The organism is Paenibacillus sp. JNUCC 34 (genome assembly GCF_058269055.1).
The window spans coordinates 3,797,789-3,812,849 of the sequence record NZ_CM177770.1; the positions used below are offsets into that span (position 1 = coordinate 3,797,789).

Annotated in this window: 16 protein-coding genes and 1 riboswitch; of the genes, 2 read left to right on the forward strand and 14 right to left on the reverse strand. The window is 44.6% G+C overall.

From position 1 onward, the window contains the following. Nucleotides 1-137: 137 nt before the first annotated feature. The 9 genes from AC2TF5_RS17800 to ribD form a co-directional block, all read right to left on the reverse strand. A complete protein-coding gene (locus tag AC2TF5_RS17800; protein ID WP_491298484.1) occupies nucleotides 138-1,814 on the reverse strand; it encodes a hypothetical protein in 1,677 nt (558 codons plus the stop codon). After that, on the reverse strand, nucleotides 1,787-2,329 hold the full coding sequence (locus tag AC2TF5_RS17805; protein ID WP_491298486.1) for an RNA polymerase sigma factor: 543 nt from the start codon (nucleotides 2,327-2,329) through the stop codon (nucleotides 1,787-1,789). Before AC2TF5_RS17805 ends, AC2TF5_RS17800 begins: the two co-directional genes overlap by 28 nt. Nucleotides 2,330-2,612: 283 nt before the next feature. Beyond that, entirely contained in the window at nucleotides 2,613-3,302 is a 690-nt protein-coding gene (locus AC2TF5_RS17810; protein WP_491298487.1) for a DUF2953 domain-containing protein, read from the reverse strand. A gap of 224 nt (nucleotides 3,303-3,526) precedes the next feature. After that, the gene (gene scpB / locus AC2TF5_RS17815; protein WP_491302929.1) at nucleotides 3,527-4,129 is read right to left on the reverse strand and encodes an SMC-Scp complex subunit ScpB; all 603 of its coding nucleotides are present in this window, start codon (nucleotides 4,127-4,129) and stop codon (nucleotides 3,527-3,529) included. Further along, nucleotides 4,098-4,892 carry a segregation and condensation protein A gene (locus tag AC2TF5_RS17820; protein WP_241933180.1) on the reverse strand — a complete coding sequence of 265 codons (795 nt, stop codon included), beginning with the start codon at nucleotides 4,890-4,892 and terminating at the stop codon, nucleotides 4,098-4,100. The genes scpB and AC2TF5_RS17820 overlap by 32 nt, the downstream gene beginning before the upstream one ends. Nucleotides 4,893-4,957: 65 nt before the next feature. Further along, complete coding sequence (ribH, locus tag AC2TF5_RS17825) at nucleotides 4,958-5,425, reverse strand: 6,7-dimethyl-8-ribityllumazine synthase (RefSeq protein ID WP_491298488.1); 468 nt, start codon at nucleotides 5,423-5,425, stop codon at nucleotides 4,958-4,960. Nucleotides 5,426-5,470: 45 nt separating this feature from the next. Continuing rightward, nucleotides 5,471-6,712 carry a bifunctional 3,4-dihydroxy-2-butanone-4-phosphate synthase/GTP cyclohydrolase II gene (locus AC2TF5_RS17830; protein WP_491298489.1) on the reverse strand — a complete coding sequence of 414 codons (1,242 nt, stop codon included), beginning with the start codon at nucleotides 6,710-6,712 and terminating at the stop codon, nucleotides 5,471-5,473. Nucleotides 6,713-6,755: 43 nt separating this feature from the next. Beyond that, complete coding sequence (ribE, locus tag AC2TF5_RS17835; protein ID WP_491298491.1) at nucleotides 6,756-7,421, reverse strand: riboflavin synthase; 666 nt, start codon at nucleotides 7,419-7,421, stop codon at nucleotides 6,756-6,758. Between the two features lie 42 nt (nucleotides 7,422-7,463). Then, nucleotides 7,464-8,576: a bifunctional diaminohydroxyphosphoribosylaminopyrimidine deaminase/5-amino-6-(5-phosphoribosylamino)uracil reductase RibD gene (gene ribD / locus AC2TF5_RS17840; protein ID WP_491302930.1), complete on the reverse strand. Its 1,113-nt coding sequence runs from the start codon at nucleotides 8,574-8,576 to the stop codon at nucleotides 7,464-7,466. Between the two features lie 333 nt (nucleotides 8,577-8,909). Continuing rightward, nucleotides 8,910-9,092: riboswitch (FMN riboswitch) on the reverse strand. Nucleotides 9,093-9,378: 286 nt separating this feature from the next. On the opposite strand from ribD, the gene AC2TF5_RS17845 reads away from it, so the two are divergent. Both AC2TF5_RS17845 and AC2TF5_RS17850 read left to right on the forward strand, forming a co-directional pair. After that, nucleotides 9,379-9,621 carry a hypothetical protein gene (locus AC2TF5_RS17845; RefSeq protein WP_491298493.1) on the forward strand — a complete coding sequence of 81 codons (243 nt, stop codon included), beginning with the start codon at nucleotides 9,379-9,381 and terminating at the stop codon, nucleotides 9,619-9,621. 1 nt (nucleotide 9,622) lies between these two features. Next, nucleotides 9,623-9,934, forward strand: coding sequence for a hypothetical protein (locus AC2TF5_RS17850; RefSeq protein WP_491298495.1), 312 nt, complete (start codon nucleotides 9,623-9,625; stop codon nucleotides 9,932-9,934). Nucleotides 9,935-10,044: 110 nt separating this feature from the next. On the opposite strand, the gene AC2TF5_RS17855 is transcribed toward AC2TF5_RS17850, so the two are convergent. The 5 genes from AC2TF5_RS17855 to AC2TF5_RS17875 all read right to left on the reverse strand — a co-directional run bounded on the left by AC2TF5_RS17855 (nucleotide 10,045) and on the right by AC2TF5_RS17875 (nucleotide 14,951). After that, complete coding sequence (locus tag AC2TF5_RS17855) at nucleotides 10,045-10,479, reverse strand: peptidylprolyl isomerase (protein ID WP_491298497.1); 435 nt, start codon at nucleotides 10,477-10,479, stop codon at nucleotides 10,045-10,047. 272 nt (nucleotides 10,480-10,751) lie between these two features. Further along, entirely contained in the window at nucleotides 10,752-12,083 is a 1,332-nt protein-coding gene (lysA, locus tag AC2TF5_RS17860) for a diaminopimelate decarboxylase (protein ID WP_491298498.1), read from the reverse strand. Between the two features lie 117 nt (nucleotides 12,084-12,200). Continuing rightward, nucleotides 12,201-13,835 (reverse strand): spore germination protein, encoded by a 1,635-nt coding sequence (locus AC2TF5_RS17865; RefSeq protein ID WP_491298499.1) that lies wholly within the window; start codon nucleotides 13,833-13,835, stop codon nucleotides 12,201-12,203. A 28-nt stretch (nucleotides 13,836-13,863) separates the two neighbouring features. Further along, nucleotides 13,864-14,289, reverse strand: a complete 426-nt coding sequence (locus AC2TF5_RS17870; RefSeq protein ID WP_491298500.1) for a stage V sporulation protein AB — start codon at nucleotides 14,287-14,289, stop codon at nucleotides 13,864-13,866. Then, nucleotides 14,286-14,951, reverse strand: coding sequence for a stage V sporulation protein AA (locus tag AC2TF5_RS17875; RefSeq protein WP_491298501.1), 666 nt, complete (start codon nucleotides 14,949-14,951; stop codon nucleotides 14,286-14,288). The genes AC2TF5_RS17870 and AC2TF5_RS17875 overlap by 4 nt, the downstream gene beginning before the upstream one ends. Nucleotides 14,952-15,061: the final 110 nt, after the last annotated feature.

Consider the following 15,061-nt stretch of genomic DNA (forward strand, 5'->3'; position numbering starts at 1 on the left):
TTTGCACGTATGATCGAAGTAATATGTATTCGTTTAAAAGCTGACCGCAACAAAAAATGTAATAATACAAAGACGCCCCTTACGAAAAGGGGCGCCTCAATTTAAGATGGTTTTTTGCTTTCTAACTACACATTATTTTACTTATTTATCTCCACTTCAACATCCCTTACTTTATCTGTGTACGTATAGAAGCCCGGATTGATCTGGATATCACTGTTTTTAGGGATATTCTTGTAAACCTCTACTTTTTTGCTAATCGAATTCGGTCCAGACGGATTACTTTCCGGATACACAAGAGAATCTGAGCCGGATACTTTTAGTGTGGATTGACTTATTCCCTTAAAAACAGGTGATGAAGATTCCGATTCTACAACCAAATCTTCTCCTTGCCGGTAATAAGTGTACACAATGTCGAAGCCTTCTTTCATTTGAACGATCGCCTTTTGTTTCTCGAGACCTGGATTTAGGAGTTGTATCCAGTTTTTCGAGGTATCACGATTTGTCACATCTGCACCAGAAAGGATAAGCGTCATTGGAACACTTGACCAGTCTTTGTACCATTCTGGTGATTCAAATGTAAATAGCTTATCCGTTGTGCTGTACTCTCCATTTACTTTATTAAAAGAGCTGCCGCCTTTAAGTAATTGCTCTCCTGCCCTCAATTCAACGTTATTAAAATATACCCGCCCAAACGGGTTTGAACCTTTCTCTTCTCTCGTAAACGGAATCTCGATACCCAAAGGTGTAATATTGATTTCGCTGAGTGTCATGCCGGTCTGCTCCAGCAACCTCTTATCGGACCGCAGAGCTTTACTATACAATACTTCTCCGGCCTTTTTCCCGTCCACTTCAAACTGAAAACTCCATGTCTCATTAATCTGTTTCGTTTCTTCCAGGTATTTAAAACTAAAATCAGCATTACGCAGCTGTTCATCCGTCAGCTTATAAATATTTTCGTACACTAATTCGTCACCTTCGGGTGGGAGCCCCGATCTGCTTTCCGTTCTTATAACTTCGCCGTTCTGCGACATTTCCATCCGGGGATCCCAGTAGAAAGCATCCTCTTTCAGCGTTGACGACACGGTATATCGGATTGCAACCATTTCTTTATTACGGATCACCGATTTTATTTTGATAGAAGGATACTTGGCAGAATCAATCTTGATTAATTGATCTACGGAGTGACCGTCCCAATTCACTAGGATCTGCTTGGTCTTATAAAACGTAAGATCACTGGCTTCCAACGTATACGTCTTTTGGCTTTCCTTCAGATTATTTTCAAGTCCGAATATCCCCAGTAATTGTCCACTCTCTTCATCTTCTGTGAAATAACCTTTTATCTCCTGTGAACTTCCCTTGTCTTTCAAAATGGCAGTATTCAACTCTACAGTATCGTAATCGGGTTTCTGCGGCACGTCCATGGAAACGAGTATTTTCATCTCTGTTCCGGCGGTAACAACACCATGCAGTGACATGGAGGTGCCGCCGCTCGTATCTTTCAGATCATAACGCTGTCCAAATCCGCTATCCAGCGCTTTATTCACACTGTACGCCCCAAATAAATTGTCCCAATTCAAATTTACGGAAGCGAAGACGGGAACCGTTACGACAAGCAAACAGCAGCTTACGATGAAAGTAGGCACCCATTTTCGTCTTTTAAAAGTCGTCTTTTCTCGCCCTGCCTCAATATTTGATACCGCTTTTCTCCTTGAAACCTCATCGTCAATCAGTTTCCACATTGTCTCCGATGAGGGCTCGTCTTTAAACCCTTTTTTTAGCGCGGAATTCAATTCGCTTTGATGTAATCGTTCCAAGTTGGATCCTCTCCTTTCATTAGAAACGGTTGTTCTTTTTCGGCCATAGCGCGCAGTAATGTCAGACCACGATTGAGCCTTGATTTGACTGTCCCGTTAGGTATATTTAAGGTTCTGGAGATTTCCTGTAATGTTAAGTCCGCTGTAAATCTCAGTATGAGTACAATTCGGATTTTAACGGGAAGCCTCGACAGCCATGCTGCAAACATCTCGGAAGTTTCCATCCCTTCATAAGTATCCTCCACTAGATTAGAGGGATAGGGACGAGACAAGAAATAGTACAGAAGTTCTTTACTGCGTCCGGTTTTTCTACGCTTCAAAATGGTATTACATTCATTTGTGGCAATCCGCATAAGCCATGGCTTCAAAGCTTCTACCTTGGTTCTGTCAGCCAACAGTGCCTTAACAAACACCTCCTGACACACATCCTCTGCTTCAGATGGGTTCTTCAACATATATCTGCATAACCTGTAGACCTGCTGCCCATAAGCTTCGAATAATTCACGGTCATTCACTTGCATTCACCTCCTGTCTGTTTTCTCGACTCTATGACCAACACCTATGTGAAAAGGTTCATTTTTTTCTAGTGAAATTTTCAAATCAATATACGATAACAAACTATTGATGAAACGACAATAAAAAACAGGTATGGAAAAAGACAGCAAAACCAAATAGGCCACCCAAGGATAAATCCTCCGGCGACCTGCTTGGTTTTCTGAAAGCTATCCCTATTTCCCTTAATTCAAAAATCTACTTTTGAGACATCTCCTTCTTAAAATCATATGTTCGTCTTACATATCACGTTGTCCGGTCAGCCTTAAATAAGGTGTTCTGCCAAATCTTCATTCCGCCTTTGACTTTCAATACTCGAATGACAAGTTTCAGTCCGGCACTGATGGCTCTACCACAGGAAATACGGGCTACACAGCTGAAATCGGTCGACAATTGTGGCGGTCCGTTAAACTCAGGTAATACGTGCAGCTCAGGTGTACTTTTCATCCTAAGATGAAAAGATAACCAGCCCAAGATCGTATGTTTCACTCCCCATACAGTACCCGCAGCTACTGCAGTTTCGGCAGCATTATCCAGGGCAAGAGAGGTAGACCAGTGGATCTCCGATAACCTCACATTGGACATCGTGTTTAGAAACCAGGCTTTAAAACCGTCAGTCGCCTGAAACAAATGCCGGTAGTCATTGAATCGAAGCTTCTGGAAATCTGAGTTTTCAATAAAATCTTGGCTGGTCCCTTCATATTGATTAGAGAAATATTTGACTGTGTACTCAATGCCATTATCATTTAGCATAAAAGGCACTTCAATCCGCGCATTCACCAATCCGTACAGCATCCGAATTCTGACAATCGTCCTGTATTCTTTACTTCGAAGTATAAGGTGCACTCGAATCGTAACGGTGGACGCCATAACGAGGATAAGCAGAGCAACCAATATAAGCAGCACCAGTATTAGTAGAATAAGCCATATCCTCACACTGTAACCCCCAAACATTGTTAAACACTCTTGGCTTAGTATGGCAAAATATCCGTAAAATGATTCGAAATGGACAGAAACAAGTAGAAACGACTTCGTTGTCCTTTTCAAAGGGCGACGGCGTTTCTGCGAGAAATATAAGCCAAGTATAAAATTGAATTTTATACTTGGCTTATATTTGCAAAAAAACCTGGGGAAAGCCCCAGGCCCATCGTTTTAAAATTTCAATTTACATCATCAATGGTAAGCTGCTTGCCGTCCAGTTTATCAAACAGCATCTGCGTCTCTTCCTCCAGACTGTCCACATCAGCTTCGAATTGCGAAGGCTCCGGCAAATCCTTGATATTAGCCAGTCCAAAATAGTCCAAAAACGACTTCGTCGTTCCGTAGAGAATCGGTCTTCCGATCGCTTCCGCCCGGCCTACTTCCTCGATCAATCCCTTGTTGGTCAGCGTATGAATCGCCCGTTCGGCTTTCACACCACGTATTTCCTCGATCTCGACTCGGGTGATCGGCTGCCTATAAGCGACGATGGACAATGTCTCAAGCGCTGCCTGTGATAGGGAAGAGCGTGAAGGAGAATAAGCGAGCCTTTCGAAATAAGGGGCATGATCCGCCAGTGTAGCCAGCTTATAACTTCCCGCTATTTGGACGATTTGAATACCTCTATGCTCCTCTTCACAGCTTATCTTCATCTCGTTCAGCGCATCGGTGATCATGTCAGTCGGTTGCTCTGTAATTTCTGCCATTTGTTTAACCGACAATCCCTCCTCGCCGGATAAAAACAGCAGTCCCTCAATAATCGATTTCAGCTTCGGAAAATCCATCAAACCTTACTTCCCCTCTCCACTCCATTACGATGTCATCAAACAACTTCTCTTGAAAGCACCATATTTGTTTCATTTTCATTAATTCCAGAATCGCCAAAAAAGTAACGACAATCTCATGCCTTACCATCTCTTCGTGCAGCAGCCTGGAGAACAGCACTCTACCTCCCGGGCCAACACTTTCCAGAGTCTGTACCACCTGTCTTATCCGATCTTTAACCGATATTTCATCCCTTTGAATACGGGCATACGACGTACGCTTGACCGCTTTGCTGAGCGCCTTCTGAAAGGCGGCAATGAGATCCGAGGTATGTAATCCCTGTACAGGATTCTCCTCAATTACAGGCATGAAAGGGGATAGATCTTCCGGTTCTTTAGAATAGATCAGGCTCCGCTCCCATTCACGTTCATGAAGATGCTGTGCGATTCCTTTATATTTCCGGTATTCGATCAGTCTCTGTATAAGCTCCGCTCTTGGATCCACATCGTCTTCTTCAAAAAAATCAAACTCGTCCATTTCAATAACCGGAGGTTTTGGAAGCAAAAGTTTACTCTTAATTGAAAGCAGTGTGGCAGCCATCACCAAAAACTCACTGGTAATCTCAAGCTCCAACTCCTGCATACTCTGTAGATAAGCCATATACTGTTCGGTAATCTCACTGACGGGAATATCCTGGATGTCAATTTCCGCTTTATCTATGAGATGAAGCAACAGATCCAGCGGTCCTTCAAACGTCTCCAGCTTGTACAATACTACGGTCACGGTGAATCCTCCCGCCAAAAAATAAAATGCAGTGCCCGAAAAAAGGGCACTACATTAAATAAGCACTATTTTAACTGTTTCGTCAAGTTTGCCATCTCAATTGCTGCCATTGCAGAATCCCAACCCTTGTTGCCGGCCTTGGTTCCTGCGCGCTCAATCGCCTGTTCAATATTCTCCGTTGTTACTACGCCGAAAATAGTTGGCACGCCCGTCTTGAGATTGATGGCAGATACACCTTTCGCAACCTCATTACACACATAATCATAATGTGTAGTCGATCCACGGATCACTGTGCCAAGCGTAATGACCGCGTCGTATTTACCGCTTTCCGCCATTTTCTGAGCAATCAGAGGGATTTCAAATGCGCCGGGAACCCACGCTACATCCACCTCATTTTCCTGAACACCGTGGCGTTTCAACGCGTCCAACGCTCCTCCCAGCAGTTTACTGGTAATAAATTCATTGAATCGTCCTACAACAACGCCATACTTTAACCCTTCGGATACGAGATTGCCCTCAAAATAATGTGCCATACTTGTCATCAACCTTTCGGATTGGTTTATTGGTTTAATAGTTCGTTACTTGCTGCTTTGTTCGTTCTGTTCAATATCATCAAACTTCAGCATGTGGCCCAGCTTGGCCTGCTTAGTGTGCAAATAACCGGTATTATCCTTATTCTCTGGCATTTGGATGGGAACACGCTCCACAACTTCAAGTCCGTAGCCCTCAAGCCCTTTAATCTTCCGTGGATTATTCGTCAGTAGCCGGATTTGGCGAATACCGAGATCCTTCAGAATTTGCGCTCCGATTCCGTAATCGCGCAGATCCGCTGGAAAGCCCAGTTTCAGATTGGCATCCACCGTATCCAGCCCCTCTTCCTGGAGCTTATACGCCTTCAGCTTGTTAATAAGTCCGATTCCCCGACCTTCCTGCCGCATGTACAGCAAAACGCCTTCACCCGCTTCATCAATCTGCCGTAAAGCCGCCTCAAATTGTGGACCGCAATCACAACGGTGGGAATGAAATACGTCTCCGGTTAAACATTCGGAGTGTACGCGCACGAGAACTGGTTTATCACCGTTGATATCGCCTTTTACAAGTGCCATATGCTCTTTGCTGTCAACCTCATTCGTGTAGGCGATAGCCTGAAATTCTCCGAAATCGGTTGGCATTCTCACGGAAACCTCTCGATTAACAAGCTTATCCTTTTCATTGCGATAGTGAATCAGATCTTTAATGCTGATCAGCTTCAGATCATTCTTCTGTGCGATCTGGGCGAGATCCGGCAGACGGGCCATGGTACCGTCTTCCTTAATAATCTCGCAGATAACACCCGCTGGATAAGAGCCGCATAAGCGGGCCAGGTCAACCGCAGCTTCCGTATGACCTGCACGGCGCAGAACACCGCCATCTTTTGCAACGAGAGGGAACATATGACCTGGTCTTCGAAAATCGGACGGCACCGCGTTAGGGTCCATAATGCCACGAACAGTTAATGAACGCTCAAAGGCAGAAATGCCTGTGGTCGTATCTTTATGGTCAATGGACACGGTAAACGCCGTTCCGTGATAATCGGTATTTTGAGATACCATCGGTTTCAGATCCAGTTCCTGAGCCCTTGCTTGAGTGATGGGCAGACATACTAACCCCCGGCCTTCCGTGATCATAAAATTGATCACTTCCGGTGTTGCTTTATCTGCAAGTGCGATAAAATCCCCTTCATTCTCCCGGTCCTCGTCATCAACAACAATAACGACTTTTCCTCTCATTAAATCGTATATCGCTTCTTCTATCCTACTAAATTCAAATCGGTCATCCATTGCTGTTCCTCCTTCATTTTCATGGAGATGTAGTAAGGCTTAACTAGGCAAAACCATGCTCTGACAGGTAATCATGACTGATTCCGTTCTTTGATGTTTTGCTTGCAGCCCCTTGAGAGCCGTAATGAAGCAGATGGTCAACATATTTGCCTAAGATGTCGTTTTCTATATTCACCGTATCGCCAGCTTTTTTGTATGCCAACACAGTTTCGGCAAGCGTATGAGGAATAATCGAAACGGTGAAGGAAGAATCATTAACTTTAACGACCGTCAGGCTGATTCCGTCCAGAGTAACCGAGCCTTTAGGTAAGATGTACTTAAACAGATCCAAATTCGAAGGAGCAATCTCATAGACAACCGCATTTTGATCGGAATGAACGCTCCGGATCATCCCAGTGCCGTCAACATGACCCTGGACGATATGGCCTCCGAATCTGGCTCCAGCAGCCATTGCCCGCTCCAGATTTACCTTGCTTCCTCCTTGAAGCTCCTTGAGATTGGTGCTACGGTATGTTTCCGGCATAACGTCCACCGTGAACATGCTCTTCCCGATCGAAGTTGCAGTTAGGCATACCCCGTTGACCGCGACACTGTCGCCAAGCTTCAAATCATCCATTATTCGCACAGCCGATATGCTAAGCACCATGGCTTCGCCTTTGCGACCGATCTGGCGCATTTCACCGATCTCTTCCACCAGTCCTGTGAACATAGGTTTCCTCCTTTCTGGATTGTATCCGTTTTTTGTATTAGCTCAATTTACGGATTCGGACCAAACCGGTATCCCACTGATGCACATATTATCACCCAGTTGTTCGAATTCCACATCGTTCAACGTGATGGCATCACTCATCTGCTCCACTCCGCTAAAGTTGAAGCTTGATGGGGCACCCAAGCCGCCGACAATCTTTGGAGCCATAAAAAGGACCACCTTATCCACAAGCCTTTCTTCAAGCATGGATCCGTTCAGAGTGCCGCCTCCCTCCAGCAGGATAGAGCCGATCTGCTTCTGACCTAATAGGTCCATTGCAAGCTTTAAGTCTACCCGGGGACCTTCGCCGCAGGAAATCACTTCGACTCCTATTTCTTGGAGTGCCTCCCGTTTCTTCGGATCGCCCTGCCCCGTTGTTAAAATTAGTGTTGGAGCTGCCCCGTCATGAAGCATTTTGCTTTTGAGCGGGATTTTCAGCTTGGAATCCACCACAATTCGTATTGGATTCAGCCCTTCAACCGGCAAGCGGGTCGTAAGTTCCGGATCATCTGCTATGACGGTAGATACACCGACCATAATTGCTTGATGCCGATGCCGGAGGGTGTGAACCCTATCTCTGGCTCCTTCATTGGATATCCATTTGCTATCACCGGTTTTGGAAGCGATTTTGCCATCCAATGTGCTTGCCGTTTTCAGCGTGACATAGGGCCTACCTGTCGTTATAAACTTCATAAATGGCGCGTTCAGCTTGCGAGAACGCTCGCTCAGAATCCCTGTATCTACCTGGATTCCAGCACCTTGCAGGATTTCAATTCCCTTGCCTGCAACGAGAGGGTTGGGATCTTTACTCGCAATAACGACCCGCTTGACACCTTCCGCGATCAACCTTTCACTGCACGGAGGCGTCTTACCGAAATGACTGCATGGCTCCAGTGTTACATAAACCGTACTGCCAGAAGCTTTGGCTCCCGCCATTTGGAGTGCATGCACTTCGGCATGAGGAGCACCTCTTTCCAGATGCGTACCCATCCCGATAAGCCTGCCATCTTTCACAATGACACACCCAACTACCGGATTGATACCCGTCTGTCCTTGAGCCCGCTCTGCCATTTCCAGTGCTAGTGACATATAAAATTCATCATTCATCATATCCATCAACAATATTCGCCTCCCCTCACAACGAAGTTTCGACTGGCAAGCAACTAGGTCGAACCGGGTTCAACATTCCTACCCGGAATGTTGTCCGTTTTGCACAAAAAAGCCCTGTCCGGATCATATAATCCAAACAGGGCTTTGATTTAATTGGGAGAATAAATGTATAGTTCGGACAGAAACAAACAAGACATGCTGGTTATAACCAAAGAAGAGCATCAACTGTACTGCTTAAAAGGCAATACCATTGGTCGCACACACTTTGTGAAAACCTGCACATATCAAATATTACTGTTCCTATCAGACTATACCGCAAAAATAAGCGATAACTCGCCTTCTCTCCTTCTCCCATCCAGACTATACTGTCGGTCCCGGATTTGCACCAGGTCCACCGCATATACTTACGTATATCCGGGTCACGGACTAAGTCCGCAGTGATAAGCTTTTGCATAGGCTTTACGCTTCTTCACCACGTCCATCACCGCCGGTAGGGAATTTCACCCTGCCCCGAAGGATCGATCATTATTAAATTTTATCCTTACATGTCCTTGATACCGCTAGATTTCCTACAGTTATTTATGATTCCTACCAAAATCCCACGAATAACTCTAGTCATCTAAGTGGTAACATGAAAAAAGCTTATCACTCAATAAGCAAAAAAGCAAGGGTTGATAACTTACTTTTCTATAGTGATTATCTTACCATTAGACAAACAACCTTTTCTCATTTATCCATTAATTACCTAGACTGCAGTTCGTTAGACATAGTACTATACTCCTATTGCAATAAATAGGGAGGTTTTTCCATGAAATTAAAGAAATCAATAATACTAGCCATTATTGGTTCTGTATTGTTTTCGCTTGGTCAATTAATGTATCTGATACTACAGTGGTTTGAACCATCTAATTATTATTTCTTTTTTGATTTTTACCGTGCTCTAGATTGGACTTATAGAACGATAAATATTTTTAACTTCATCTTCTCACTTTCGATGGTTAATTTATTTGTTTCATTTCTTCTAACACAAAAGAGAGGGAGTGCCCAATAAATTGACTACTGAACTTGAAAAAATTCTACAATTTGACACAGAAGAGCAAATCAATCAAGACATATTTCCAAAAAAGGTGTATCCCGAAAATAATATTTTTCATAAAACACTCCATTATATAGGTGTGTCAATTCTTGTAATATCATTTATTGTTGGTATATTAATTGCAGTAGAAAAAGATGGACGTGATATTTCTTTTTCACTTGTTACAGCTATAATATGGTGGGCTAGTGGTTTTATAAGTGGAATTACTTTTATGGCTTTCGGTGAAATTGTTAAAATCCTCCATGATATTCGAGGTAAATTTCATTAATTAATTTCGACCAGTTGTTAAAGCAACTGGTTTTTTTATGTACGAATCAAAAAAACAACCTCCCTGCCGTTATGTAGATAACGATTTGGGAGGTTGTCCATCATTTTGTATTAAGCTTCGAATACTTTAACTTCTTTCATTTTGTCGCCTGGTTTTACACTGTTTACCAGTTCCATACCGCTTGTCACTTTGCCAAATACCGTGTGAACGCCATCCAAGTGAGGCTGTGGACCGTAGCAGATGAAGAACTGGCTGCCGCCAGTGTTACGACCTGCATGCGCCATGGACAATACGCCCGTTTCATGCTTGGTTGTGTTAGTAGCCGTCTCACAGTCGATTGTATAGCCAGGACCACCTGTACCATTACCTGTTGGGCATCCACCTTGAGCTACGAAGCCCGGGATTACACGGTGAAAGCTAAGTCCGTTATAAAAACCACTGTTAGCCAATTTTTCAAAGTTAGCTACAGTATTAGGCGCTTCTTCAGGAAAAAAGTCAATTTCCACTATTCCGCCGTTTTCCAATTCGATTGTACCTTTTTTCATTTCTCTTCACTTCCCTTAGTATATTGTTCGATCAATGACATTCCAATCAATTCCATTCCCATGTCTTGATTACGTTCCCATTGTATCTTATTTGCAACATCTGTTGCAAACAGGTTGGCCAAAAGAAAAACGTCTATCGACGTACCTCAAAGGAGACAGACCACGTTTAGCGTTGTTTTTCTTGCGAGATAAAGTTGCAGTTACTCAGAAAAAAAAGGATCCCCCTTTACAGATGTAAAGGAGAGATCCTTGTTACGGGTAGATCAATATATCTAGCTCAATACGGTCTGCTTGTTGATTCGCACAGGCACCACGTCGTGACTAACGATGTCTTCGAGACTCTCGCGACGAACGACCAGATCGCCAATACCATCTTTAACGAACACAACCGCCGGCTTGCGGATCCGGTTGTAATTGCTCGCCATTGAATAGTTGTAGGCTCCTGTACAAGCAACGGCTAGCAAGTCGCCGGATTCAACTTTGGGCAACTCCACATCCCAGATTAACATATCGCCGCTTTCGCAGCATTTCCCTGCGATCGAGACCTTCTCTTCAACCGGATCATTCGCCCGATTAGCGAGAAGTGCTTCATATTGGGATTCGTACAGCGCAGGACGAGGATTATCTGTCATGCCTCCGTCAACTGCGACATATTTACGCACACCCGGAATATCCTTGCTGGTTCCTACCGTATACAGGGTTGTTCCTGCATCGCCTACGATACTACGGCCCGGTTCAACCCAAATCTCAGGAAGTTCAGGTGCAATGCCTGCAAAATATGTCTTGACTGCGTCCGTGATCGCCTTAACATACTGTGATACATGAAGTGGAGTATCCCCATCCACGTAACGGATACCAAAACCGCCGCCGAGGTTTACCACGCTGAACGTCACGTTCAGACCTTCTTTAACAGAGCGTGAAAATTCAGCTACACGCTGAACCGCCATCTGGAAGCCTTCCACTTCGAAAATCTGTGATCCGATGTGGGAGTGCAATCCCAGAAGTTCAAGATTTGGTTGAGACGCAGCAAGTTTCACCGCTTCATAAGCTGATCCGTTACCAATGTCAAATCCGAATTTAGAATCGGTTTGACCTGTGGAGATGTATTCATGCGTGTGTGCTTCTACACCAGGAGTTACGCGAAGCAGAATCTTCACTTGACGCCCCTTCTCAGCCGCAATAGCCTGCAGCAAATGAAGCTCGACCTCATTGTCTACTACAAAGCAGCCAATATGGGCATCCAAAGCCATTTCGATTTCATCTGGTGTTTTGTTATTGCCGTGAAAATGAATCCGTTCCGCGGGGAATCCCGCTTCCAGTGCCGTGTATAGCTCTCCGTCGGATACAACATCAAGGGACATCCCCTCTTCTTCCACCAGACGGCACATAGCCATCACACAAAAAGCCTTGCTTGCATAAGCCACCTGATATTTCAAGCCTGAAACCTTGAAAGCGTCGATATATTCCCTGCAGCGGTTACGAACCGACTGCTCGTCTACAATATAAAGAGGGGTTCCGAACTGTGCTTTTAAATCAGCAGTATCGCACCCGCCAATTTCTAGATGTCCCCGTTCATTAATTCTGCTAGTACCGTGTAAAAACATCCCACAATTCCTCCGATCAATATTTACAAAATTAAATTATCGAATAATTGTTCACAGTATAGCAGACAACGAAACGTAAATAAAATGGATTTTTCAACATAACCTTTGTGTTATTTGTTATTGCTTTCTTTTGGGACTCATTTCAGCCCCCATCTTACTGCTATCCCTGGTCTTGTTCAGAGCCAGACGTGTTCTGGAATAAAGCAGCGGCTTACGAAACAATATCTCCCCCATCGCCTTTGCATTAAATGGTATAAAAGGCCATAAGTATGAGGAGTTATATGACCGGTGTGTGGTCAGCATCAGAATGAATAGCGTCGTACCAATCACGAACCCTTTTACCCCAAACATCGCTACTGCTATAAGTAGTGCAAGACGTACGACCCGGTTAGCTAACCCTAACTCATAACTCGGTGTCGCAAACATACCGATCGCGGCAACCGACATATACAGTATCACTTCGTTAACAAACAATCCCGATTTAACGGCAATGTCCCCGATGAGGATCGCTGCAATCAATCCCATGGCAGATGCCAGAGGAGTTGGTGTATGAACAGCGGCAAGGCGCATCAAGTCCACCCCGAATTCGACGATTAAGAACTGTATAATAATTGGAATTTTACCCGTTTCCTTTGGTCCCAATATATCGAGATACGGCGGTTTCAGTTCAGGATGTATGACGAGTAGCATCCACAGCGGCAAAAGAAACATCGATGCGAATATACCGCCGAAACGAATCCAGCGCAGGTAGGTGCCCATAAACGGCGTCTGTCTGTTTTCTTCGGCATGCTGGCACAGGTCAAAAAACGTTGTCGGCATAATCATCACGCTTGGTGAGGTGTCTACCATCACCACGACTCTGCCTTCGAGCAGGTGTGAGGCGACCACGTCAGGCCGCTCTGAATAGCGGACCAGCGGATAAGGATGCCAGCCTTTATTAACAATAGCTTCTTCCAACTGTTTGTCTCCGAGAGGCAGCCCTTCCATATCGAGTTCTTGAATTTTGTGGCGAATGGCCTCCACCTGATCCCTGTCGACAATATCATCTATGAAAATAATACACACGTCGGTTTGAGTACGTCGTCCCACCTGCATGGCTTCACAATGGAGTCCCGGATCCCGTATACGGCGCCGGACCAGATTAATGTTCGTAACTATAGATTCAGTAAACCCGTCCCTAGCGCCGCGCACAACCCGTTCAATATCGGGCTCTTCAGGAGACCTTGTAGGATATTTTCTCGTATCCAGCAGAATGGCTGTATGTTCACCTTCAAAAAAAACGACACACAAACCCGTGAGTATATTATTAATCGCTTCACTTAGTTTATTAATCTCCTCCACCTGAACATAAGGAATATACTGGTTCTTGATCGAGGAAACGATATGATTGCCTACATCCTCCGGTGTCAAATAGGTAAAACGATCTAAAATTTCCGTCAATACCACATCATTGGTAAACCCATTTATAAACAACAGTCCCGTTTTTCTGCCGGCAATCGTCATTTCACGCAGGACGACGTCAAAAGAAACGCCAAGCCCCACTACCTCTTTCAAGATTCCCTTCAGATCTTTCAGATTGCCGGGTATTTCATCCGAGCCCTGCCAATACATTACAGATTCATGGGTGTTGTCAGAGGATTCGGCATTTCTTTTATTGACTAACTCCTTCTCTTCAAGTGACTTTTTGACAGAAGGAGGAACTACCGGAATACTCTCCTCTCCATAACCTGTTGATCCCGTCTTATCAGCCATTTACTTTACCCCCTTATTGCCATCCACTTTACTGTCGGTAAACAAACCAATCGAATAGAGACCCTGCAACTTTGCCGGCTACCATCGCCATCAACAAACCCAATAAATAACCAGTCAACTTCAGCCGCTTGGCCAAGATTGGCAGAACATTCAACACTTCGGTCAGAGCCGCTGCTAGCATACCAACAAACACACCGCAAAACAGTCCGATGATCGTGCTGATCACAGGCCCCAAGGATGTTTTCCACATCCAGAAATCAGCGATCGTTCCAATTAACGATCCTGTAATCAGAGCTCCTTCATACCAGTGGACACGATCATAGGTCCATGTTAATTGCGATAGTCTCGGTACAATATCAAGGACAATAATGAGCGCAATAACACCCCCGCCAACTGCAATTCCACCCGCAACCCCGAGAAGTAAAGAAATCAACTGCTGCATCAGGGTGATCATCGTTTTCCCTCTGGCTTTCTCTTTTGCTTCGTCTTTGCCATCTCTACTGTTCTCATCTTCCTGTATTCTTCAGCAACAACAAATTGATCAAGGTTCTCCTGATATAGATACATCTCAACCTCAAGCGGTGTTGGCTCCTCATTCCATTTCTTTTTGAATAAATGGTTGAAGAACACCGTCATCCCGAATCCGATCCCTAATGAATAGGCAATCTGAAACAAATAGGGATGCTCATCCCGTTGTCCTGTTACCATCTCGACAATTCGGATATGCACCTCCAACATGTTTACGTCAGCGTGGAAGTTCATAATGGTCAGAGCAGAGCCAAAAAACAGAAGCAGCCAAATAATCGGAAACCAAAATCGGGATGGCTTGGCAGAGGGGCCGATAAGTTCCACTAATGTATAGTGATTTCCCATCGGTTCAATGTGCACTTCCGGAATGAGTTGTCGAATCTTTGGAATGATCTGAATCAAGTCCATCAGAAGCCTGTTGCCGTCCTGATCTTTGGGGTGAACGAGCGGCAAGCCACGCAGTTTCTCTTCCCATTCCGGGTCGCAAATAATAAAAGCAACATCTCCGAGTTTGACGGTCTGATCTCTGGGCAGGCGGATACGGCTCCGTAATTGCAGAAACACCGTCGGAGTGGGATTGGCTTTCATCCGGAACACTCCTTTACTGCTAAATTACCGTTAGTATGGTAAATGAATGCTCATCCTACTCTTTTTTACCTTTCCATATGCAGGCAGCACAAAAACGCCGCTCCTCAAGG